The 21,169-nt window shown below is 64.8% G+C and carries 19 protein-coding genes, 1 tRNA gene and 1 pseudogene; 10 read left to right on the top strand and 11 right to left on the bottom strand.

The annotated features are described in order from the left end of the window. Position 1: 1 nt before the first annotated feature. Complete coding sequence (locus tag NKF06_RS02015; RefSeq protein ID WP_253244359.1) at positions 2 to 439, top strand: CBS domain-containing protein; 438 nt, start codon at positions 2 to 4, stop codon at positions 437 to 439. A gap of 96 nt (positions 440 to 535) precedes the next feature. After that, on the top strand, positions 536 to 1,045 hold the full coding sequence (locus NKF06_RS02010) for a DUF2062 domain-containing protein (RefSeq protein ID WP_253244358.1): 510 nt from the start codon (positions 536 to 538) through the stop codon (positions 1,043 to 1,045). Here the strand turns inward: NKF06_RS02010 and NKF06_RS02005 are convergent, their stop codons facing one another. Next, the gene (locus tag NKF06_RS02005) at positions 1,046 to 1,195 is read right to left on the bottom strand and encodes a hypothetical protein (RefSeq protein ID WP_172795794.1); all 150 of its coding nucleotides are present in this window, start codon (positions 1,193 to 1,195) and stop codon (positions 1,046 to 1,048) included. Positions 1,196 to 1,469: 274 nt separating this feature from the next. After that, positions 1,470 to 1,544: transfer RNA gene (locus NKF06_RS02000), tRNA-Val, on the bottom strand. 240 nt (positions 1,545 to 1,784) lie between these two features. Here NKF06_RS02000 and trpD point away from each other — a divergent pair. Genes trpD through trpG form a run of 4 tightly spaced genes read left to right on the top strand, consistent with a single transcriptional unit; the run spans position 1,785 to position 5,635 of the window. Then, positions 1,785 to 2,780, top strand: a complete 996-nt coding sequence (trpD, locus tag NKF06_RS01995; RefSeq protein WP_058827603.1) for an anthranilate phosphoribosyltransferase — start codon at positions 1,785 to 1,787, stop codon at positions 2,778 to 2,780. A gap of 1 nt (position 2,781) precedes the next feature. After that, positions 2,782 to 3,447: a phosphoribosylanthranilate isomerase gene (gene trpF, locus NKF06_RS01990; protein WP_253244357.1), complete on the top strand. Its 666-nt coding sequence runs from the start codon at positions 2,782 to 2,784 to the stop codon at positions 3,445 to 3,447. Next, positions 3,444 to 5,018 carry an anthranilate synthase component I gene (gene trpE, locus NKF06_RS01985; RefSeq protein ID WP_253244356.1) on the top strand — a complete coding sequence of 525 codons (1,575 nt, stop codon included), beginning with the start codon at positions 3,444 to 3,446 and terminating at the stop codon, positions 5,016 to 5,018. Before trpF ends, trpE begins: the two co-directional genes overlap by 4 nt. After that, positions 5,015 to 5,635: an anthranilate synthase component II gene (gene trpG / locus NKF06_RS01980; RefSeq protein WP_253244355.1), complete on the top strand. Its 621-nt coding sequence runs from the start codon at positions 5,015 to 5,017 to the stop codon at positions 5,633 to 5,635. The genes trpE and trpG overlap by 4 nt, the downstream gene beginning before the upstream one ends. A 108-nt stretch (positions 5,636 to 5,743) precedes the next feature. Here trpG and NKF06_RS01975 read toward each other — a convergent pair whose 3' ends face one another. Further along, entirely contained in the window at positions 5,744 to 5,956 is a 213-nt protein-coding gene (locus NKF06_RS01975) for a hypothetical protein (RefSeq protein ID WP_058827606.1), read from the bottom strand. 535 nt (positions 5,957 to 6,491) lie between these two features. On the opposite strand from NKF06_RS01975, the gene NKF06_RS01970 reads away from it, so the two are divergent. Continuing rightward, positions 6,492 to 9,593: an adenosylcobalamin-dependent ribonucleoside-diphosphate reductase gene (locus NKF06_RS01970; protein WP_253244354.1), complete on the top strand. Its 3,102-nt coding sequence runs from the start codon at positions 6,492 to 6,494 to the stop codon at positions 9,591 to 9,593. 771 nt (positions 9,594 to 10,364) lie between these two features. On the opposite strand, the gene NKF06_RS01965 is transcribed toward NKF06_RS01970, so the two are convergent. Then, positions 10,365 to 12,758, bottom strand: coding sequence for a BGTF surface domain-containing protein (locus NKF06_RS01965; protein WP_256477174.1), 2,394 nt, complete (start codon positions 12,756 to 12,758; stop codon positions 10,365 to 10,367). Between the two features lie 786 nt (positions 12,759 to 13,544). On the opposite strand from NKF06_RS01965, the gene NKF06_RS01960 reads away from it, so the two are divergent. After that, entirely contained in the window at positions 13,545 to 13,976 is a 432-nt protein-coding gene (locus NKF06_RS01960) for a type IV pilin N-terminal domain-containing protein (protein WP_253244352.1), read from the top strand. Next, positions 13,977 to 14,447, top strand: coding sequence for a type IV pilin N-terminal domain-containing protein (locus NKF06_RS01955; RefSeq protein ID WP_253244351.1), 471 nt, complete (start codon positions 13,977 to 13,979; stop codon positions 14,445 to 14,447). It abuts the gene before it with no gap. Positions 14,448 to 14,611: 164 nt separating this feature from the next. On the opposite strand, the gene NKF06_RS01950 is transcribed toward NKF06_RS01955, so the two are convergent. The 4 genes and pseudogenes from NKF06_RS01950 to NKF06_RS01935 all read right to left on the bottom strand — a co-directional run bounded on the left by NKF06_RS01950 (position 14,612) and on the right by NKF06_RS01935 (position 16,960). Then, the gene (locus NKF06_RS01950) at positions 14,612 to 14,800 is read right to left on the bottom strand and encodes a hypothetical protein (RefSeq protein WP_004975161.1); all 189 of its coding nucleotides are present in this window, start codon (positions 14,798 to 14,800) and stop codon (positions 14,612 to 14,614) included. Positions 14,801 to 14,852: 52 nt separating this feature from the next. Next, positions 14,853 to 15,414: pseudogene (locus NKF06_RS01945) on the bottom strand (DUF1684 domain-containing protein). A gap of 58 nt (positions 15,415 to 15,472) precedes the next feature. After that, positions 15,473 to 16,456, bottom strand: a complete 984-nt coding sequence (locus NKF06_RS01940; protein WP_058827613.1) for an aldo/keto reductase — start codon at positions 16,454 to 16,456, stop codon at positions 15,473 to 15,475. A gap of 237 nt (positions 16,457 to 16,693) precedes the next feature. Continuing rightward, entirely contained in the window at positions 16,694 to 16,960 is a 267-nt protein-coding gene (locus NKF06_RS01935; RefSeq protein ID WP_058827614.1) for a hypothetical protein, read from the bottom strand. 352 nt (positions 16,961 to 17,312) lie between these two features. On the opposite strand from NKF06_RS01935, the gene NKF06_RS01930 reads away from it, so the two are divergent. Beyond that, the gene (locus NKF06_RS01930; protein ID WP_058827615.1) at positions 17,313 to 17,594 is read left to right on the top strand and encodes a hypothetical protein; all 282 of its coding nucleotides are present in this window, start codon (positions 17,313 to 17,315) and stop codon (positions 17,592 to 17,594) included. A 10-nt stretch (positions 17,595 to 17,604) separates the two neighbouring features. Here NKF06_RS01930 and NKF06_RS01925 read toward each other — a convergent pair whose 3' ends face one another. The 3 genes from NKF06_RS01925 to NKF06_RS01915 all read right to left on the bottom strand — a co-directional run bounded on the left by NKF06_RS01925 (position 17,605) and on the right by NKF06_RS01915 (position 21,169). Further along, a complete protein-coding gene (locus NKF06_RS01925) occupies positions 17,605 to 18,540 on the bottom strand; it encodes an EamA family transporter (RefSeq protein WP_058827616.1) in 936 nt (311 codons plus the stop codon). A 111-nt stretch (positions 18,541 to 18,651) separates the two neighbouring features. Beyond that, a complete protein-coding gene (locus tag NKF06_RS01920; protein WP_058827617.1) occupies positions 18,652 to 19,983 on the bottom strand; it encodes an oligopeptide/dipeptide ABC transporter ATP-binding protein in 1,332 nt (443 codons plus the stop codon). Continuing rightward, entirely contained in the window at positions 19,976 to 21,169 is a 1,194-nt protein-coding gene (locus NKF06_RS01915; protein WP_253244350.1) for an ABC transporter ATP-binding protein, read from the bottom strand. The genes NKF06_RS01920 and NKF06_RS01915 overlap by 8 nt, the downstream gene beginning before the upstream one ends.

Genomic DNA, 21,169 nt, shown 5'->3' with positions numbered 1-21,169 from the left:
GATGCGCGTCGACGAAATCATGACCGAGGAGGTGGCGACCGTCGGACTGGGGTCGAGCGTCGCCGACTGCGCGCGAGTCATGCTCCGCGAGGGAGCAGGAAGCGTCGTCGTGATGGCCGACGGCGGTCCCGCGGGCATCGTCACCGAGTCGGACGCGCTCCGCGCCGGCGTGGCGAGCGGCAAGCCCCTCGCCGCGGTCCCGGCCCGTGCGGTCATGTCGAACCCCATCAAGTGGGTCCGACCGGACTCCACGACGCGCGTGGCCGCGGAGAAGATGCGCGACCAGCGGGTGAAAAAGCTCGTCGTCGTCGACGGCGCGGAGATGGTCGGCATCGTGACCGCGACGGATATCGCCTTTCACCTCTCGGACGTGGCCCGCGGCGTCGGCCAGATGATAGAACTCAAGGACAAGTGGGAGTCGGACCGCCGGTTCCGCTGACCCCATCGCTGCTCGCCGGTTACCCTACACCGATTGCTACCGCGGACCAAACTCGGCGAAGCGTTGATAACGTCGTCTCGCTTCTAGTCGCGACGAGTGTACGACCGTCTCGCGTCGATTCGTCCCCGCGTCCGGTCCGGCCTCGAACGAGCGTTCGCGGCGGACCACACCCCCCACGAGGTCGCCGCTAGCTTCGCGTTCGGCGTCTTCTTCGTGGCCATGCCGACCGCAGGGACCGCCCTCGCGCTGTTCGCCCTCATCGCCTACTTCGTCGAGCGGGCGAGCCGACTCGCGCTCGTCGCCACGCTCGTCGTCTTCAACCCGCCCGTCAAGTGGGCGGTCTACGGCGCGAGCTTCTGGCTCGGGTCGCACCTGCTCGGCCCGGTTCCGGGCACATCGGTCGCGGACGTGTCGCTCAGCGCCGGTCTCGACATCCTCCTCCGACAGCTCGTCGGCAACACGATTCTCGCCGTCGTCCTCGCCGTCGTCGGCTACGCGGTGACGCTCCAACTGGCGCGTCTACACCACCGACGACAGCGGTCGGCGACACCGACTCACAGCGCGGACGCCCGGAACGACGACACCCGGTCCGACGTGTCGTCGTGACTACCGCTGTGACCGTTCTTCTCTGCCCGCTTCGAACGCCCGGAGCGACTGGATGAGCTTGTAACCCAGATAGACGACCGCGAGCGGGATGAGGAGCAACAGCGCGAGGATGACGAGTTCGGGACCGCCGGGGATTTGCAGGAGGGTCATGGGGTGGGATTCGCGGGCAGAAGCCATAGTGGTTGGTGGTGCGGTGTCGAAATGCACGGGGACGGGTCACTAGACGCGATTCACGCTCGTTTCGCTCGCGTGAACCTCACTCGCAACGCTCTGCGACTCACGGCTTCGCCGTTCGTTTTACTGCGACACTGCGTGTCGCCGTTGCTCGCTGGTTCAAATCTGCCCGCGACACGATTGCACGCGACTCGTGGCACCGAGCACACGCTACGCGGTGCTCGGTAGATAACTCGTTGCGAGAAAGTAGTGGGTTGGGGCAGATTTGAACTGCCGGCCTCCTCCATGTCAAGGAGGTGTCATAACCAGACTAGACCACCAACCCGGTTACGGTGCTTCCCGCGCCCGTTCGGACGCATCTCTCCGTTGTCCGGGGTTACAATTTAAGCTTTCGAATCGGACTACGTGCGGCGATTCGGGTCACAGCGCGCTCCCACCGTCCGACGCGGTCGATTCACCCCGAGCGGTGACCGTTCGATGCCGGCGATTTTCGCCAGCCCGACACGCTTAAGCCGATGTACGAATTTGTACATCATAACCCGAAGAAGTACATCGGTGATTACCAATGCAGGATTATATCGAACGTGTGACTGGCGGTGCGGACCTGACTGTCGAGGAGGCGCGCGACGCCGCGCGGGCGGTCTTCGAGGACGCGACCGAGGCGCAAATCGGCGCGCTCCTCGCCGCGCTCCGAGCGAAAGGCGAGACCGAGGCCGAAATCGCGGGCTTCGCGCAGGGAATGCGCGACGCCGCCCTGACCATCGAGCCCGACCGCGGCCCGCTCGTCGACACCTGCGGCACCGGCGGCGACGACTACAACACCATCAACGTCTCGACCACGAGCGCGCTCGTCGCGGCCGGCGCGGGCGCGGCGGTGGCCAAGCACGGCAACTACTCCGTCTCTTCGTCTTCTGGGAGCGCCGACGTGCTGGAGGTCGCCGGCGTGAACGTCGAGGCCGAACCCGAGTCCGTCGAGGCGTGCATCGAGGACAACGGCGTCGGCTTCATGCTCGCGCCCGTGTTCCACCCCGCGATGAAGGCCGTCATCGGCCCGCGGAAGGAACTCGGTATGCGGACCATCTTCAACGTCCTCGGGCCGCTGACGAACCCCGCCGGGGCCGACGCGCAGGTCCTCGGTGTCTACGACTCCGACCTCGTCCCCGTCATCGCCGAGTCGCTGTCGCACATGCCCGTCGAGCGCGCCCTCGTCGTCCACGGCTCCGGCATGGACGAAATCGCGCTCCACGACGCGACCACGGTCGCCGAAATCGACGGCGACGAAATCACCGAGTACACCCTCACGCCTGCCGACCTCGGCCTCGAGCAGGCCCCCATCGAGGAAGTCGCCGGCGGTACCCCGCAGGAGAACGCCGACGACCTCGAAGGCATCCTCACCGGCGACGTGACTGGGCCGAAGCGTGACCTCATTCTCGCCAACGCCGGCGCGGCCGTCTACGTCGCCGACCTCGCGGACTCGCTGGCGGAGGGCGTCGAAGTCGCCCGCGACGCTATCGAGTCCGGCGCCGCGAAAGCCAAACTCGACGCGCTCCGGGAGGCGTGAGATGACCCGCGTCAAAGTGTGCGGCGTCACCGACGAAGCCGACCTCGCCGCCGTCGACGCGGCCGGTGCCGACGCGGTCGGTGCCATCTGCGACGTGCCCGTGGACACGCCCCGCGAGATACCTCGCGAGCGCGCCCGCGAGCTGTTCGCCGCCGCGCCGCCGTTCCTCACGACCGTTCTCGTGACGATGCCCGACTCCATCGACCACGCCCGCGACCTTGCCCGCGAGGTCCAACCCGATGTACTCCAACTCCACGGCGATTTCGCGGCCGACGACCTCGACTCGCTCCGCGCGACGGGCGTCGGCGTCGTCCCCGTCGTCGACGCGACCGACCTCGACCGCGCACGCGACCTCGCGCCCGTCGTCGACGCTATCCTCGTCGACACTCCCTCCGCGTCCGGCGCGGGCGGCACCGGCGAGACCCACGACTGGGACGCCTCGCGCGAACTCGTCGCGGCGGTCGACGTGCCCGTGGTACTCGCGGGCGGTCTGACGCCCGACAACGTCGCTGAAGCGGTTCGGACGGTCGACCCCTACGGTGTCGACGTCGCAAGCGGCGTCGAGGCCTCCGGCGGCGTCAAGGACCACGACGCGGTCCACGCCTTCGTCGCTGCGGCGAAGGCGGCCCGTGGGGAGTCCGACGACCACGAGGAGGTCGTCGCGTGACGGCTCCCGACACCGACCGCGATGAGTTCGTCGACCTCGTCGGCGACGCGGACGAGCCGGTCGTGACGCACCTCGTGACCGACCTCGACGTGTCCGTGGACCCGCTGGCCGCGTACACGACCCTCGCCGACCGCAGCGACTACGGTTTCCTCTTGGAGAGCGCCGAAAAGGTCTCCTCCAGCAACCCGCAGGGCGCGTTCTCCGCGCCCGCGACGGTCGCCGACTCGCACGCCCGCTTTTCGTTCGTCGGCTACGACCCCGAAGCGGTCGTGACGGTCGGCCCCGACGGCGTCGACGTGACCGACCTCGGCGGTCCCGCCGCGGAGTTCGTCGGTGCGGGCGACGGCGACGTGCTCGACTCTCTGCGTGGCGCGCTCCCCGACCTCCCGCGCGTCAACTTCCCCGAGACGGACCGCCAGACCCTCACTGGCGGCTTGGTCGGCTTCCTCGCCTACGAGGCCGTCTACGACCTCTGGCTCGACGAGGTCGGCCGCGAGCGCCCCGACACCGACGACCCGGACGCCGAGTTCGTCCTCACGACCCGGACCCTCTCGTTCGACCACCGCGAGGACGCCGTTCGCCTCGTCTGCACCCCTGTCGTCTCGCCCGACGACGACCCCGGCGAGGTGTACGACGGCGTCGTCGCCGAGGCCGAACGCGTCGCCGAAAAGCTCCGGGCGGCGGACGACCCCTCGCCCGGCGGCTTCGAGCGAACCGGCGAGGAAGCCGGCTCCCGCGAGGAGTACGAGGCCGCGGTCAGGAAGACGAAAGAACACGTCCGCGACGGCGACATCTATCAGGGCGTCATCTCGCGCACCCGGAAGCTCCACGGACAGGTCGACCCGGTCGGCCTGTACGCCTCGCTGCGCGAGGTGAACCCATCGCCGTACATGTACCTGCTCCGGCACGGCGACCGGCGCGTCGTCGGCGCGAGCCCCGAGACGCTCGTCTCCGTCAGGGGCGACCGCGTCGTCGTCAATCCCATCGCGGGGACGTGCCAGCGCGGCTCCGGTCCGGTCGAGGACCGCCGCCTCGCCGGCGAACTCCTCGCCGACGGAAAAGAGCGCGCAGAGCACACGATGCTCGTCGACCTCGGCCGCAACGACGTGCGCCGGGTCTCGACGCCCGGCAGCGTCCGCGTCGAGGACTTCATGAGTATCATCAAATACAGCCACGTCCAGCACATCGAATCGACCGTTTCGGGGACGCCCAGCCCCGACTCGGACGCCTTCGACGCCACGCGCGCGACGTTCCCCGCGGGGACACTCACCGGCGCGCCGAAGGTCCGCGCGATGGAGATTATCGACGACCTCGAAGACGAGCCCCGCGGCGTCTACGGCGGCGGCGTCGGCTACTACTCGTGGACCGGCGACGCCGACATGGCAATCGTCATCCGAACCGCGACGGTCGAATCCGACGGCGCGGAAGACACCATCACCGTCCGCGCGGGAGCCGGCATCGTCGCCGACTCGGACCCGACCGCGGAGTACGAGGAGACAGAACAGAAGATGGGCGGGGTGCTCGACGCTGTCCGCCGCATCGAGTACGGGACCGAGGAGGTGTCGCAATGACGGCGATTCGGCTCGTCGTCGTCGACAACTTCGATTCGTTCACGTACAACCTCGTGGAGTACTTCTCCGAGCAGACCGTCGAGGGCGAACCGCTCGACATCGAGGTGCGAAAGAACACCGCGTCGCTCGACGAGATACGCGACCTGAACCCCGACGCCATCGTCATCTCGCCGGGGCCGGGTCATCCGAAGAACGACCGCGACGTGGGCGTGACGAACGACGTGCTCACGGAGCTTTCGACCGAGATTCCGACCCTCGGTGTCTGTCTCGGCCTCGAGGCCGCGGTGTACGCTTACGGCGGGACTATCGGCCACGCGCCGGAGCCGATTCACGGCAAGGCGTTCCCGGTCGACCACGACGCAGAGGGCGTCTTCGCCGGCCTCGAAGACGGTTTCCCGGCCGGCCGCTACCACTCGCTCGTCGCCACCGAAGTACCCGACTGCTTCGACGTCTCGGCGACGACCGACCACGACGGCGAGGCGCTCGTGATGGGCGTCCGCCACCGCGAGTACCCCATCGAGTGCGTCCAGTTCCACCCGGAGAGCGTGCTCACGGGGTCGGGACACGGCGTCGTCAGAAACTTCCTCACGTCTGTCGCCGGCTTCGACGTGGCCTGAGCAGGTCGGATCCAGCCGCGTTGAGGGACGACTGCTGAATCCGACCCTGCCCGACCCCGCCGAGCTACCTTCACTTTTCAGCCGCGGACAGACGGCTCTGCTGCCGCCTCAGAGGACGTTGATGCCGAAGAACGAAAGCAGCAGCAGCGCTCCGACGATGATGGCGGCGATGGTGACCAGTCGCCACGCGACTTTGAGGAACAGTCGGCCGACGAGGATGACGACGGCGACGGCCACGAGCACCACGAGCATCTGACCGAGCGGCCCGGCGAGCAGGCCGCCGAGCTGTAACGGGGTGAGCGCGAGGGGTGTCAGTACCATACCCCGATATGACACCCGTAGAGCGGATAAGCTTGTGGGCGGTCTCGTCTCGCGGTTCCGGTGTGATTTCCCCGCCGAAACGACCGATTTCGGCACCCTTGAGCTGCCGGGAGATTCTAACATACGAATTCTGATAGTTGTGTGAATGTCGACTGTCCGGTCTCCCTTTATATCCTTCCCGGTGATGCGGGACAGTTCACCATGTGACGGTTTCAGAGCCGTCGTCTCCCCCCTCACGTTCTACTGGATATCGTCGCTACGTCTTGCGATTTTTTGCGGTGAGATTTCACTTCCGCTCCGCTCTAACTACGATTATGTGCTTCCCGTCCGTCCTATGAATCCGTGCACTTCGGACCCGGTCATCGGCCGACGACGTAATTGCACTAATTATGATACGTCCGGCGGTCGAACCTCCGAGTTCGAAGCCCTTAACCAACCACGCGACACACACCAATATCGTCACCAATGAGCGGAATTTCCGGACACTATCGACGCGACCTCGCCCGAACGCGGCTCGGGCGGGAGGGACAGTAAGATGAGCGACGCGAACCTCTCGACGGACGAACTCGTGCTTCCGGTCAAGCGGACCGAAGGCGAGACCCTCGAAGCGCGGATGACGGGCAACGCCTACAGTAACATTCTCCCCGCCCGGTACCTCCGCAAGGACGCCGACGGCGACCTCGTCGAGACGCAGGAGGACCTGTTCCCCCGCGTCGCGAAGAACATCGCGCTCGCCGAGGCCGTCTTCGAGGCCGAACAGCGCGACATCGAAATCACGGTCACGCCCGACCTCATCAAGCCAGACCACCCACGCCGCGACGAACTCGCCGCGGAGGTCTTCGGCAAGGGCGTCACGGCCGACGACGACGAGGCCGAAACGACGCTTTCGGTGTACAACGTCAACAAGTTCGCCTACGACACCCTCGTCCCCGAACTTCCGGAGGGCGTACGCGAGGTCGTCGTCGAGAAGCGCGAGACGTTCGAAGAGATGATGGGACAGCTCTCCTTTATGCCGAACTCGCCGACGCTGATGAATGCCGGCGACGAACTCCAGCAGCTTTCGGCCTGTTTCGTCGATTCCCCCGGCGACGACATCACCGACATCCACCAGACGGCCAAGGAGGCCGCCGAGGTGTTCCAGTCCGGCGGTGGCATGGGCTACGCCTTCTGGAAGCTCCGCCCCTACGGCGACGCAGTCGGTTCGACCGGCGGCATCGCCTCCGGCCCCATCACGTTCATGCGGACGTTCGACCAGATGTGCGAGACCATCGCGCAGGGCGGTGCGCGCCGCGGTGCGCAGATGGGCGTCATGCGCGTCAGCCACCCCGACGTCATCCAGTTCCTCCACGCGAAGAACAAGGACGTTTCGCTCGCGCACACGCTCCGCCTGAACGACCCCGACGACTTCACCCACACCAAGTTCGTCGACGCGCTCGACGAGGCGCGCGAACTCATCGACGAGGACGGCCGCGTCCCCAAGCACCTCCGTAACGCCGTCGAAGGCCACCTCTCGAACTTCAACATCTCTGTCGGCATCACCGACGGCTTCATGGAGGCGCTGTACAACGACGAGGAGTTCGTCTTCACGAACCCCCGAACCGAAGAGCCGCACGTCGCCACGCCCCAGACGAAGGAAATCTACGACATGTTCGGTCTCGGCGAGTACGTCGAGGTCGGCGAGGTGCTGTCGGTCCCCGCGAAGGAACTCTGGGACCAGATTATCGAGGGCGCGTGGGAGAACGGCGAACCCGGCGTCGTCTACCTCGAACGCGCGAACAAGCAGCACTCCTTCGACGTCGAAAAGCACCCCGACCACCGCATCCTCGCGACCAACCCCTGCGGCGAACAGCCGCTCGAGGAGTACGAGGCGTGTAACCTCGGCCACATCAACCTCTCGACGCTCGTCGCGGAGGACTCGCCCGACTGGCGCGTCTGGTACGACGCCCACGGCGACGAGTACGACTCGCTTGAGGCCGCGACGGACGCCTTCCTGGAAGACGCCGTCGACTGGGAGGAGTTCGACCACCGTATCGAAAACGGCACGCGCTTCCTCGAAAACGTCGTCACGATGTCGGACTTCCCGGTCGAGAAGATCGAGGAGAAGGTCCGCGAACTCCGTAAAATCGGACTCGGAATCATGGGGCTCGCCCAGATGTACATCCAGCTCGGCGTCCGCTACGGCTCCGACGAGGGCAACGAAATCGCCCAACAGCTCATGACCCACATCAACCACGGGTCCAAGCGGGCGTCCCACGAACTCGCCGAAGAACGCGGCCCGTTCGAGGCGTGGGAGGACTCGAAGTACGCGAACCCGACCGAGTACCGCGAGTGGTTCGAACACCACACCGGCGAGTCCGCCGACGACTGGGAAGACGGCTACCCGATTCGAAACCACAACACGACGACCATCGCCCCGACGGGCACCACGTCGATGGTGTCGAACACCACCGGCGGCTGTGAGCCCATCTACAACGTCGCCTACTACAAGAACGTCTCCGACGACGTGCAGGGCGACGAGATGCTCGTCGAGTTCGACGACTACTTCCTCCGCGTGCTGGAGGCCAACGACATCGACGTCGAGGCCGTCAAGCGCGAGGCCCAAGAGCAGATGGCCAACAACGAGTTCGACGGCGTCGCCTCGCTGTCGACCGTCCCGGACGCCATCTCCGAACTGTTCGTCGTGACCTCCGACCTCGCGGGCATCGAGCACGCGGGCGTCCAGTGCGCCCTCCAGAGCGGCGTCGACTCCGCCATCTCGAAGACCTGTAACTTCCCGAACAGCGCGTCGAAGGAGGACATGGACGAGGTCTACCGCTACATCTACGACCACGGCGGCAAGGGCGTCACCGTCTACCGCGACGGCACCCGCTCGAAGCAGGTGCTCACCACGCGCGCGAAGAACACCGAATTCTCCGACGACGAGGAGGCCGCCGAAGCCATCGTCTCGCAGATTCGCGACGTGTTCGGCGACGTAGAGGCGTTCCTCGAATCCGAAGAGGTCTCAGACCTCATCGGCAGCGAACTCGAACTCGCCTTCGCCGACTCCCCGAGCGACGTTGGCAAGAAGCGCCCCCGTCCGGACGTGCTGTACGGCGTCACTCAGCGCATCGATACCGGCTACGGGAAGCTCTACGTCAACATCAACGAGGACGAACACGGCGAGCCGTTCGAGCTGTTCGCCAACATCGGTAACTCCGGCGGCTTCACCGCCTCCTTCACCGAGGCGCTCGCCAAGACCGTCTCCACGTCGCTCCGCTCGGGGGTCGACCCCGAGGAGATTGCGAACGAACTGAAGGGTATCCGGAGCCCGAAGGTCGCCTGGGACAAAGGCGAGCAGATTAACTCCATCCCGGACGCCATCGGCACCGCGATGCGCCGGTACCTCGACGGCGACATCGACAAGGGCTACCCGCAACAGCAGAACCTGACTGAGGTCGAAGCCGAGGCCGCCGCGGCCGAGGACACGAACACCGACGGCGGCGTCGCCGTCGGCGACGAGTCCAACGGTAACTCTGACGCCGTCGCGGACCTGCTCGCGGCGGGCGAGAGCCCCGAGTGTCCCGAGTGCGGCGAGATGGACCTCTACTACTCCGAAGGCTGTAAGACCTGCCAGAACTGCGGCTGGTCCGAGTGCTGAACGCGAGACGGTAACTCGCCACCGTCGCTGTCTCGTCCGTCGCTCGCTTTCCGCTCTTTTCGTTTTGCGCTTCCATTCCCCACGAGCCAGTTCTCTCTATCTCGCTGGCGTGTTCGACGGCGGTCTCGTTGAGACCGGCGGGCGAGACACGCCAATGGCGGACTCCATCGCTCGTCCGGTGACCCTCTCTGCTCGGGGACAGCTATCGCTCTCTTGTGATGGACCACCCCTCAACGACGGGAGAGCTGTAGTGAAACGGAGTGCGACTGTGGAGACCGCGCTCATATTGCTCCTGTGACCCATGCTGTTCGAGACGACGTGTATCGACCGACAAGACGAGAGACGCACTCTTTCGGCCGTGTCGACTTGTGTCGAACGTCGTGAACTGCGAGCGCGTCAGCCCACGTCGTCGGCCACGACTGCTATCGGTTTCGCCTCACACACGGTAGTTGACTGGCCGTCGCCCGGTGCAATTCGTTCTCCGCACGTCGCCGACGGAACGCGAAGGCTGGCCTTCGATGAAACCAAACCACGCACAGCGACTGGGAGAATAAGGACCACCTCGGCACGACTGCGCGGCTCGGTTCTGTATCGTCGTCTGGTCGTCAAGCGGAGTCGTCGCCACTAGCTGGTGTTGACTCCGAGGTCTACATATCGCGACGCTACTCGCCGTTTGACTGCGTGACGACTGTCGACGCGAGTGCTGCGGCTATCGGGTCAGCGTCGAAAGAAAGGAAAAACGCCGGGAAGAGTCCCGGTGGTTAGCTGTCGTTAGTTGTCGCGGCGGACCGCGAGGAGCGCAGCGGCGACGAGCGCGACGAGGGCGACAACGACACCGAAGCCGGGCGTCTGGGACGACGTGGTGGTCGTCTCAGCCGTCGTGGTGGCGGCGGTGGTCGTCGTAGCCTCAGTCGTGGTCGTCGTGGTCTCAGTCGTGGTCTCCGTAGCGGTCGTGGTCTCCGTAGCCGTCGTGGTGTCGGAGTCCACCGACTCAACGACGTTGCCGTCGACCTCTTCGTTCGGTGCGACGCCACCGCGGGCCGTCACCGTGAAGGTGTCGCCGACGCTCTGCTCGGAGAAGTCGAAGCTACCCGAGAGCGAGCCGTCTGCCTGGACGTAGACCGTAGCGGTCTTCAGGAAGCGCGGCTGCGTGTCGCCGTCGGACTCAACGCGGAGCGTGAGTTCCGTACCGGGCGCGACGTTCGAGGAACCAGAGATCATCTGGTCCGCAGCGTTCGTCACGTTGATCGGGTCGGCGAGGGTGTGCTCGGCTTCGAGGTGCTCGTAGGAGTCAGTCGCCGCGGAGTCCTCGTCAACGAGTGCGAGGCCACTGACGTCGTCTTCCTCAACCATCTTGAACTCGACGTCGAACGAGTCATCGTCGTCGATGGAGACCTCGTTGCTCGGGGAGATCTCACCGGACGAGAGCTGTCCGTCGTCGTTGGTGTCGCGGTACGCTTCGATCTGGTCGGAGTCGAACGCGACGAAGTACGTGTCGTTATCGCCGTCGGCGATGACCGAGGCGTTAGCGACGTTGATGATCTTCGGGTCGCGGTTCGGGTCCGGGTTCGTCTGGTTGATCGTCAGACGGTAGGAGTCGTCGTAGCCGTTACCGGTCGCGAAGAAGTTCGGGGTCTCGTCGTCCTGAGCGCCGACTGCGCCCTCGAGGCCGGAGGCCTCGATCTGGACGATGACCTGGTCACCGAAGGCGATCTGGCTGTCCTCGGTGATGTTGCCGTTCTCGAGCGCTTCAGTGACGTCGTCGAGGTCACCGAGCGTCTCGCCGGACGGGGCGGTCCACGTGCGGACCGCGGAGACGCCGCCTTCCTCGAGGACGAGGGTCGCGACGTTCTGGCCGTCACCGACCGAGGCACCCGGCTCGACGGAGAGATCGTAGTCGCCCGCGTCGATGAGGTTGCTCGTGGCGAGGCCGACGCCCGTTGCGCCGTCGTTGCCGGTCAGAATCTCGTCGTCGTCGTCTTCAACGTCGAAGACCTGACTGACGGACGTGTCGTTCGATTCGTAGGAGTTCCACAGAACGACGACTTCGCCGTCGTCGTTACCGTCTTCGACGGTGACGTTCGCGGAGTAACCTTCGTCGTCGCTACCGATGGTGACCGTCGCCGTGTCGGTGTTTTCGAGGGTCACCGGGATGGCAACGACGTCACCGCGCTGGTCGGTGATGACGGATTCGCTGAAGTCAGCGCGACCGTCACCGGCCTTTTCGACGGTGATCGTGTCGGATTCGAGCGTGATGCCCGTGTTGAGGTCCGTCGCGACGACCGTGTAGTCGTCAGCGTCGGTCTCAGCGACCGAGAAGTCGAAGTCAGCCTCACCCTGACCGTCAAGGGAGACGTTCTGCGTCGCGTACGTGTCGTCGCTGGAGTCGACGAGCTCAACGCGGACGGGGCGGCTGGAATCACGTGCCGAGACCGTACCCGAGACGTCATCGTCGGTCGTGACGTTCAGGTCGTCGATGTCAACTGCGAAGTTGAGGCTGCGGACCGTGAGGTTGATCGTCGTGGAGCTACCGACCGTGATGTCGTACGTACCGGTCTCGAGACCGGACGTGTCGAGCACGTAGACCGTACTGTTCTCGCCCGTCGAACGCTGGACGAAGTAGTCGTCGGTCGCGTCTTCCGTCCCTTCGACGACAACGTCGGTGTTCACACCGGACGAACTCGCGTTGATAGCGAGCTTCTCACCGACGTAGGCGCTCTCCGTGGTGGCGGACTCGCTGAACGTCTGAGCCGCGAAGAAGACATCCTTCTCACCGTCGTTGGTGAGCGTCGAACCGTCCTCAGCGGACGTGATGTCGTCGGAGAGTTCGACGGTGATGTCGTTCGAGCGGATCACGTTGTTGACCGAGATGACGACCGTGCCGTTCGTGGTCTGGCTGACGGAGTAGGCCGAGCTCGCAAGCTCGTCACCGTCGTCAGCGACCGTGAAGTTGTCAGTCGTCAGACTGGCGGAGTCAACATTGTGAGAGAACGGTACCTCGATGACGGCGTTTCCGCCGTCGACGTAGTGAACGGCGCCTCCGCGGTAGCGGAAGTCACCGTCTGCCGCAGCAGCACTACCCGTAAACGCGATGGACCCGGCGAAAACCGAGAAGACCATCAGCGCAGCGAGAAGAACCGCGCGGATTTGCTTATTGCGTGTCATTGTTGGTGGATGTTGCAGTCGGGGACATCGTTTTCGTCGACCCTCGGACGGAACCAAGCCGGGCAGAACCCGGGCCGAGGCGAGGTACTCACAGATGCCTCCGTGGGCAGGGGTACAGTTTGCTCTGTTGACCGTTCGCGGTAAATACTTTGTGTGATTGAACGGTCTCTGAAACGTTACCAATCGTGTCACTCAGGCCTCGAAACCCGATTCTACCCCACAAAGCATATGTACGTCTGTTGAAAATATATCTAGCGCGTGCGCACGCCACCTTGGGTAGGAACGACGTCCCCGGTTCGCCGGGGACGGACTCGTTCTCGATAACTATTCGACGAGCACCGGCTGTCAAACGAAGTCACTCGATATCGGTACTCCGCGCAGATTCGAAGAGGGGCCCGCGACCACAGGTGTACGCACCTCGCACTGCACCAACGCGTACGTGCGAGAGATACAGCTAGTTCTCATCGTACGGTTATCCTCGCTAGCCGACAACCTCACCGAGTCGTCCAAAAAGAACGACCGGGAACGTGTCAGAAATTCTTTGAACCTGTTCGACGACGAAGTGCCATTATCCCCTTAAGCGACATATAAACACTATATTAATGCTCGAACTGTTGGGAGAAACCATCCATTAATCTGGCACGTACATTTAAGTCACCCCGGGGATACGAGTCGATTGGACACACCGCGACGGGTGCCGGGCAGGGATGGCGGTTGCGCAGCGATGAACGCGTGCGCACCGGCGTCTTCGGCGAGCGATACCGTCCCGGGTGTCGGACACAACGCATGCAACTCAAACATCTCTTCACGGAAGACCGTGCAGTCAGTCCCGTCATCGGGGTTATCCTGATGGTGGCGATTACAGTTATCCTCGCGGCCGTTATCGGTACCTTCGTCCTCGGTCTCGGCGACCAAGTCAGCGAGACGGCTCCGCAGGCGAGTTTCGCATTTGATTACAACGGAAACGGGAACCTAACGATTACTCATGAAAGCGGTGAGCAGATTGCCGCGAACCAGGTGACGGTTACTGGAGACATCAACAACTCTGACCAGAACTGGACGAGTTACGGAGGGTCAGACCCGATTAGCGCAGGTGGTTCTGCGGTAGTCAACTCTACGGGAGCCCAGTTCGCTGACGGAGACACCGTCCGTGTCGTCTGGACCTCTGAGAGTGGCAGTAGTTCGTCCACACTCCAGAAGTGGACCTACAACGGATAGATGAATTTCAAGCAACTCCTCGCTGAGGACGACGCGGTATCACCGGTTATCGGTGTTATCCTCATGGTGGCAATTACAGTCATCCTCGCGGCCGTCATCGGCACCTTCGTCCTCGGTCTCGGTGACCAAGTCAACCAGACGACTCCACAGGCGAGTTTCGGGTTCGACTACAACGGTACCGCTCTCACGGTAACCCACGAGAGTGGATCGTCGATTGACGCCTCTCTAGTCAACATCACGTCTACAGTCGCACTTGACGATTCCACAGGAACCCAACTTGAAGGGACTGGTGGTACGACCGCTACTTGGGAGTCAATAACCGGAGATACGGAAATCACGGCTGGTAGCCAAGCAACGGTTCTTGAGCAGAACGCAAACGACCTTTCGAGCGCGACTGTTCGAGTAATCTGGACCTCTGAGAGTGGTAGTAACTCCGCCACGCTCCAGAAGTGGTCCGGCCCCGACGCCTAAACGCGACACAACCTTCGCGGCAACGTTTTCTTCGGACCGACCGACCACGCAGAGTGGCGACTGTCGCGACCGTGACGGAGCGCGTCGCTATCACGGCGACGGCGAACGAAACGTGCGCTCACGAGAAAAGACGGTTTTAGTCAGTACGACGGCGAGTGCCGGAGTCAGACCGGACGGCCGCCCTCGGACGTGCCGACCAGCCACGTCCCGAGCGTGAGCGCGCCGGCACCGACGGCGAGCGCGTAGGACATTACCTGTGCGGCGTTCGGCAGCATTCCCGGCAGCATCGCGAGCGTCCCGACGATCATCAGCGCCATCCCGATGACGGCTTGCTTCGAACTGAGCAGTCCCATGTCGGTCTCTCCGGAAGCGTCCGATATGGAACTTGCGCTTTTGCTTCGCCGATTACTCGTAGTCCTGTTCGCCGGCGGGAACGACTACGTCCAGCCAGTTCTCCTCGGGGGGGAAGCGGACACTCGAACGTGTCGGTGAACGCGCAGAACGGGTTGTACGCGAGGTTGAAGTCCACGACGACTTCGTCCAACTCGTCGAGGGGCGCGTCGGGCGTGAGTTCCATGTAGCGACCGCCGTTGTAGGTCTGCTGTCCGGTCGTCTTGTCGCGGAAGGGGACGAACAGCGTCGGCGAGTCATCGTGTTCCTGGCGATACGCGCCGAGGGTGAGTTCGCTGTCGCGGAGTTCGAAGTGGAACGTGGCGACGCGGAGATACCGGACCTCGCCGTCGGTCGAGGTGTCCATCGTCACCGGTTCGGGGTCGTCGTGCGTCTCGACCGACGCGGTCACCCGGTAGTCGGGGTCGGGGTCGAAGTAGTCGAGGCCGTCGAAGTCGTCCCGGTCTGCCGGCGGAATCGGCGACTGGGGGTGCGACCCGAAGAAGTCGTCTTTCTCCTCGCGCTTCGTCCGGAGTTCGGAGACGTAGGCGTCGGCGTCGAACGCGTCGGCGGTCATACGCGACGATACCCGCCGGCGACACCTACACCTGACGGTTCGGGGGCGCTGTCACGTGCTACGCGGACAGGTGGCGCTTGGCGGTCGAGATGCGCTTGAACTGCTCGTTCGTGAGCTCGATGTCCGCGGCCACGACGTTCTCGCCGAGCTGGTCGACGGTTCGTGCCCCGATAATCGGCGCGGTGACCTGCGGGTGGTGCATGAGCCACGCGAGGCTGACCTGTGCGGGCGACGCGCCGACCGCCTCGGCGACCTCCTCGATGACCTCGAGCGCGTCGAAGTTCGACGGCGTGAGGTAGGAGTCGGCGAACCGCTGGTCGTTCGCCGCGCGGGAGTCCGCGGGCGGGCGCTCGTCGCGGGCGTACTTGCCCGTGAGAAAGCCGCCGGCCAGTGGCGACCACGGTACGACGCCGATGTCGTAGTCGGCGCACATGTCGAGGTAGTTCCCCTCTATCTCGCGGTTAACGGCGTTGTACCGCGGCTGAGCGACCTTGAACGGTTCGTAGCCGCGCTTGTCGGCGAGTTCGTTCGCCTTGACGACCTTCCAGGCGTTGGGTTCGAGCGTCGAGGTGCCGAGGTAGTTCACCTTCCCGTCGCGGACGAACCCGTCGAGCGTCCGCATGAACTCCTCGACCGGCGTCTCGTCGTCCCATCGGTGGATGTACAGCAGGTCGACGTAGTCGGTGCCGAGTCGGTCGAGGATGCGGTCCATCTGGCGGCGGAGGTGTTTCCGATTGAGCCCGCGGCCGTTGGCGTCTTCCCGCGTAGGCCAGAAAACCTTGGACGCGACGACGAAATCCTCGCGGTCGCGCGCTTCGAGCCACTCGCCGATGTACGTCTCGCTCGCGCCGTCGCCGTACATGTCGGCGGTGTCGATGAAGTTCCCGCCGGCGGCAGCGTAAGCGTCGAGCAACTCGTGGGCGCGGTCGCGGCCGACCTCGACCTCGCCGTCGTCGGCCTGTCGACCGAACCGCCACGTCCCGAACGCGAGTTCGGAGACCGTCGTTCCGGTCCGTCCTAGTGGAACCATCGCGAGCGACATACCGAGTCCGAAGACCGGACCGGGGTAAAGCCACTCGATTCCCGATGGTCGAAGATGAGAAACGTGAGGCTGTGACAGGTCGGCGCATCGAGCGTCTGGGAAACGAGCGAGAATTGTGATGGAGACGCGCTGCGGGCGCTCGCGGAGTCGAGAAGTGGAGGGCGTGGAAGTGGAGGGAGAACGCCGGTTTGGTTCGACGCGCCCGACTAGAACTGGCGTGTCGGTGCGACTGGGTGACTACGACCGGGCGTAGTTGTGCCCGAGCACGAGCGCGAGCGCGTTGAGCGCGAGAAGCCCTCCGAAGACGGTGAACTCGCCCGCTTCGAGGCCGCCGAAGAGCAGGGGCACGTACAGGAACGGGAGGGCGACCGCGGCCCAGAAGCCGACGAACCGAAGCGGTGCGGCGACGAGTTCGAAGCCGAGTCGGAGCGGTTGTTCTTCCGTTACGACGTCGCGGAGTTGAGAGAGGCGTTCGCGGGGGACCGTGGATGGGGAGTTCGACATTGGTTGGGGGGCACCTACGACTACATCATGGAGTGGAGGGGTCATAATTACATGCGAGAATTCCATTCGTTTCATACTCGTTTACTGGTGACTATTCGATAAACGTGAAATTTCACAGGCCGACGAGCGGCGCCCTAACACTTCATAACCGCCTCTAATTCTTTTATTCGCACAACAGTCAGGTGTTCTTGGATAGTCGCAGAACCCTGAATTTCCACGGGATTCGCCCGAGCGGACTCGGACCTCGGTGCGTTCGGTGGTCCGCCACCCGATCCATCAGGTGGGCGACGCTTCGACCGGCCTCGTCCCGCAGGGAGCAGGGATTTAGCTCGCGAGCGCGACTGTCGATGCGATGCCAGAGCTCAATCGCGTCGCAAAGCGCATGTACAACATCCACCCGAACGCCATGCATCTCACCGTCGGCGAGGAGATAGACGGCACGTTCACGCTGGAGAGCGCGGAGTTCTTCCAGACGGAGTTTCAGGCCGAGGGCCGGCGCGACGGCGACGACGCAGTCTACCGGTTTGCGACGACTGAGGACAACGATGCTGTCGTCGTCGGCCGACAGCACCCCGGTGAAAACGGGTGGAGGATGGTCGGCGAAGTGGACTCAGTCGAGCGAGCGGACGCGTAGCCGCGCCTTTTCAGTCGATCGCGCGGACGCCGTCGCCGAATCGATAGCGGAGTTCGCGCCGAATCGCTCCGCGCTTCAGGAGGAGGAACCCGAGGAAGATGAGCGCGAACCCGCCGACCGTCGACGGGGTCGGAACTTCACTCAGGAACACCCACCCCGAAAGCGCTGCGAAGACGGGCGCGACGTACGAGACGAGGTTGATTTCGATGGGGCCGAGGCGGTCGAGCAGGTCGAAATAGATGAGGAAGCCGAGCGCGCTCGCCGCGAGCGAGAGATACCCGAGCGCGGCGACGGACTGGACGTTGAGGTCGACCGCGCCGAACTGCTCGCCGAGCGCGACGGACGCGACGTGCATCAGTCCCGCCCCGAAGAGCATCGACCACGCCTCCATCGTCTCGATGGGCATCTCCGAGTCGACCCGGCGGGTCAGCACCGACCCGAGGGCGAAGGCGGCGGCCGCACCGAAGATGAGAAGCTTCGCGACCGTGCCGCCGGCGAGGAGGTTGCTCGGATCAAGCCCCGAGAGCACCGCGACGCCGACGAGGCCGAGGAGGAGACCGACGACGCCGAGCGCGGTGAGTCGCTCGCTCGGGAGCAAGAGCCGCGCGAATCCAGTGGTGAGCACCGGGCTGAGACTCACGATGACCGCGGCGGCAGCGCTCGTCACTCCCGTGTCGTTCTCGCCGATGAACAAGAGCGCGTGGTAGGCGGCGATGAGGAAGACCGCCCCGATGGCGATTTCCGTCCACTCGGCCTTGCCACGCGGGATCGGCGAGTCGGTCGCGTACAGCGCGTAGGCGAGCATCACGACGCCAGCCACGTCGTACCGGAGGGCAGCGAAAAGCACCGGTGGAAAGAACTCGAGTCCGGCTTTGATAGCCATGAACGCGGACCCCCAGACGGCGGCGAGGACGACGAACAGCCCGAGGTTTCGGTACCGTGTCACAGCGATGGTGCGCCCGGTGGGAGCCTTAACGTTTCGTTACGGGGCGGTTTCGCCGGTGCTGTGGGACGAGAACCGCCCAGCGCAGCACACCGGTCGGTTACTCGTCGAGTCTCAGTCGTCGGCCTCAGCGGTCGCGCCGGCGTTCGTCTCGATGACCGTCACCTCGTCGGAGCCCTCGTAGAGGTGACACGCCGCGGGATGCGACGCGTCGCCGACCGCGGGGCGGTGCGTCTCACAGGGGCTCTCGAAGCGTTCCCGAAGCGTCTCGCTGGCGCGGTCGGTCTCGCCTTCGGCGAGATGGCCGAGCGCCGTATCGATGACGCCTGCGACCTCGCCGCGGAGTTCGGCGTCGACGTGGCGGTCGCGGGCCTCCTTGATGAACGCTTCCGTGTCCGTCCGGTCGGGGTCGGCGGCGTCCCAGATGTGGTCGGGGTTCACGTCGCCGACCGCCAGCGCGTCCCGGAGGTCCATCACGGCGCGGTAGGTCGCCTGTTCGATGTCGAGGTCGTCCGGAGGGATGACCTGCGGGCATCGCGTCCGGAAGCGACAACCCGACGGCGGGTTTCGCGGCGACGGCACGTCGCCCGACAGCGCCTCGACTCGCCGGCCGTGTTCGGCCGTGGACGGTCGGGGAACGCTCTCCAACAGCGCCTTCGTGTAGGGGTGTTTCGGCGACTCGAACAGCTCGTCGGTCGGACCGAGTTCGACCACGTTCCCGAGGTACATCACGGCCACGCGGTCGCAGATGTGGCGGACGACCGAGAGGTCGTGGGCGATAAACAGGTACGTCAGCCCGAACTCCGCTTGGAGGTCGTCAAGCAGGTTCAACACCTGCGCCTGCACGGACACGTCCAGCGCCGACACCGGCTCGTCGAGGACGATGAAGTCCGGTTCGAGCGCGAGCGCGCGAGCGATGCCGACGCGCTGGCGCTGGCCGCCAGAGAACTCGTGGGGATAGCGGTCGAGGTGGTTCGCAGAGAGGCCGACCCGCTCTAACAGGTCGGCGACCTTGTCGCGCCGCCACTCGCGTTTCGACTCGCCGTCGGTGGTCTCGGGAATCCCGTGAATCTTCAGCGGTTCGGCGACGATGTCGCCGACGGTCATCCGCGGGTCGAGGCTCGAAAACGGGTCTTGGAAGACGATTTGGGCGTCTCTGCGGAACGCCTTGAGCTCGTCGTCGTCCATCTCGAAGACGTTCGTCCCGTCGAAGGTGACCGCGCCGCCGGTCGCCTCGCGCAGTCGGAGCAAGGTTTCTCCGGTCGTGGACTTCCCACAGCCGGACTCGCCGACGAGTCCGAGCGTCTCGCCGCGTTCGACCGCGAAGGAGATGCCGTCGACGGCCTTGACGCTCGTCGGGTCGCGCCCGAGGAGGCTGTCGACAAACGAGTCCTGCTCGAAGTAGTACTTCTGGAGGTCCCGAACCGCGAGGAGGGGTTCAGTCATCGGCGCTGACCTCCCGGTCTTTGGCGTCGGCCGCCTCGGCCGATTCGACGGCGTCGGCGGGGTCGTACTCCTGTTCGGCGAGGACGCACCGGACGCTGTGTCGGCCGTCCAGTTCGTACTCGGGGATGCGGGTCAGACAGTCGGTCATGGCTTTGGGACACCGGTCGGCGAAGTAACACGCGTCGGGCATCTCCGAGTCGAGCAGGCTCGGGACGTTGCCCGAGATGGGTTCGAGGCGACCCGAGGGGTCGTCCACGTCCGGAATCGAACCCAACAGCCCCTGCGTGTACGGGTGGACGGGATTCTCGAAGATGTCGGCGAGCGGGCCGCGCTCGACGACTTCGCCGGCGTACATGACGCCGACGCGGTCGCACATCCGGGCGATGACGCCCAGGTCGTGAGTTATCATCAGGATGCTCATCCCCTCCTGTTCCTGTAGATCGCGCAGGAGGTTGAGAATCTGGGCTTGGATGGTCACGTCGAGCGCCGTCGTCGGTTCGTCGGCGATGAGGATGTCGGGTTCGCCGGCGAGCGCTTGGGCGATCATCGCGCGCTGGAGCATCCCCCCGGAGAACTGGTGGGGGTACTCGTCGGCGCGGTCCTCCGGGTCGGGGATGCCGACCTGGTCGAGCAGTTCGACCGCGCGGTCCATGCTCTCGTCGTCGACGTAGCTCTTCGAGGGGAGAAGCGAGTCCACGAGGAGCGAGCCGAGACCGTAGCCCTGGGTGCGCGAGCGCGTGCTTCGCGGGTTCGACCGGGCGCGCCGCTGGACCTCGACCGCCTCAGCTATCTGCTCGCCAACGGTTATCGAGGGATTGAAACTGCTCATCGGGTCCTGAAACACCATGCTGAACGACGGGCCGCGAAGCGACCTGCGGACGCCCTTCGGGAGCCGGCGGATATCCACGAGGTCGCCGTCGACGGCCTCGGGCTTCGACCCGCGGAACTCCTCGGCGAGGTCGGCGTTGCGGTACCATATCTCGCCTTGCGTCACGCGGCCGGGCGACTCGATGAGGTCGATGACCGACAGCGCGGTCACGGACTTGCCGGAGCCGGACTCGCCGACGATGCCGAATATCTCGCCGTCTTCGACGTCGAACGAGACGCTTTCGACCGCGTTGACCTGCCCCTCCTCGGTGAAAAATCGGGTGGAGAGGTCGCGGACGCTGAGAATCGTATCCGCCAT

The sequence above is a fragment of the Haloferax sp. AB510 genome (assembly GCF_024136985.1).
Taxonomy (GTDB): domain Archaea; phylum Halobacteriota; class Halobacteria; order Halobacteriales; family Haloferacaceae; genus Haloferax.
Note: the sequence above shows the minus strand (reverse complement) of the source record. Positions and strands in the feature narration are given on the sequence as shown.

Bases quoted from the DNA above. Each gene is read 5' to 3' on its own strand.
- trpD (WP_058827603.1), top strand. From the start codon at position 1,785: ATGCAGGATTATATCGAACGTGTGACTGGCGGTGCGGACCTGACTGTC.
- NKF06_RS01965 (WP_256477174.1), bottom strand. From the start codon at position 12,758: ATGACACGCAATAAGCAAATCCGCGCGGTTCTTCTCGCTGCGCTGATG.
- NKF06_RS01970 (WP_253244354.1), top strand. From the start codon at position 6,492: ATGAGCGACGCGAACCTCTCGACGGACGAACTCGTGCTTCCGGTCAAG.
- trpG (WP_253244355.1), top strand. From the start codon at position 5,015: ATGACGGCGATTCGGCTCGTCGTCGTCGACAACTTCGATTCGTTCACG.
- NKF06_RS01935 (WP_058827614.1), bottom strand. From the start codon at position 16,960: ATGTCGAACTCCCCATCCACGGTCCCCCGCGAACGCCTCTCTCAACTC.
- NKF06_RS01930 (WP_058827615.1), top strand. From the start codon at position 17,313: ATGCCAGAGCTCAATCGCGTCGCAAAGCGCATGTACAACATCCACCCG.
- NKF06_RS01950 (WP_004975161.1), bottom strand. From the start codon at position 14,800: ATGGGACTGCTCAGTTCGAAGCAAGCCGTCATCGGGATGGCGCTGATG.
- NKF06_RS02005 (WP_172795794.1), bottom strand. From the start codon at position 1,195: ATGACCCTCCTGCAAATCCCCGGCGGTCCCGAACTCGTCATCCTCGCG.
- trpF (WP_253244357.1), top strand. From the start codon at position 2,782: ATGACCCGCGTCAAAGTGTGCGGCGTCACCGACGAAGCCGACCTCGCC.
- NKF06_RS01955 (WP_253244351.1), top strand. From the start codon at position 13,977: ATGAATTTCAAGCAACTCCTCGCTGAGGACGACGCGGTATCACCGGTT.
- NKF06_RS01940 (WP_058827613.1), bottom strand. From the start codon at position 16,456: ATGTCGCTCGCGATGGTTCCACTAGGACGGACCGGAACGACGGTCTCC.
- NKF06_RS02015 (WP_253244359.1), top strand. From the start codon at position 2: ATGCGCGTCGACGAAATCATGACCGAGGAGGTGGCGACCGTCGGACTG.
- NKF06_RS01975 (WP_058827606.1), bottom strand. From the start codon at position 5,956: ATGGTACTGACACCCCTCGCGCTCACCCCGTTACAGCTCGGCGGCCTG.
- NKF06_RS01920 (WP_058827617.1), bottom strand. From the start codon at position 19,983: ATGACTGAACCCCTCCTCGCGGTTCGGGACCTCCAGAAGTACTACTTC.
- NKF06_RS01960 (WP_253244352.1), top strand. From the start codon at position 13,545: ATGCAACTCAAACATCTCTTCACGGAAGACCGTGCAGTCAGTCCCGTC.
- NKF06_RS01915 (WP_253244350.1), bottom strand. From the start codon at position 21,169: ATGGCGGATACGATTCTCAGCGTCCGCGACCTCTCCACCCGATTTTTC.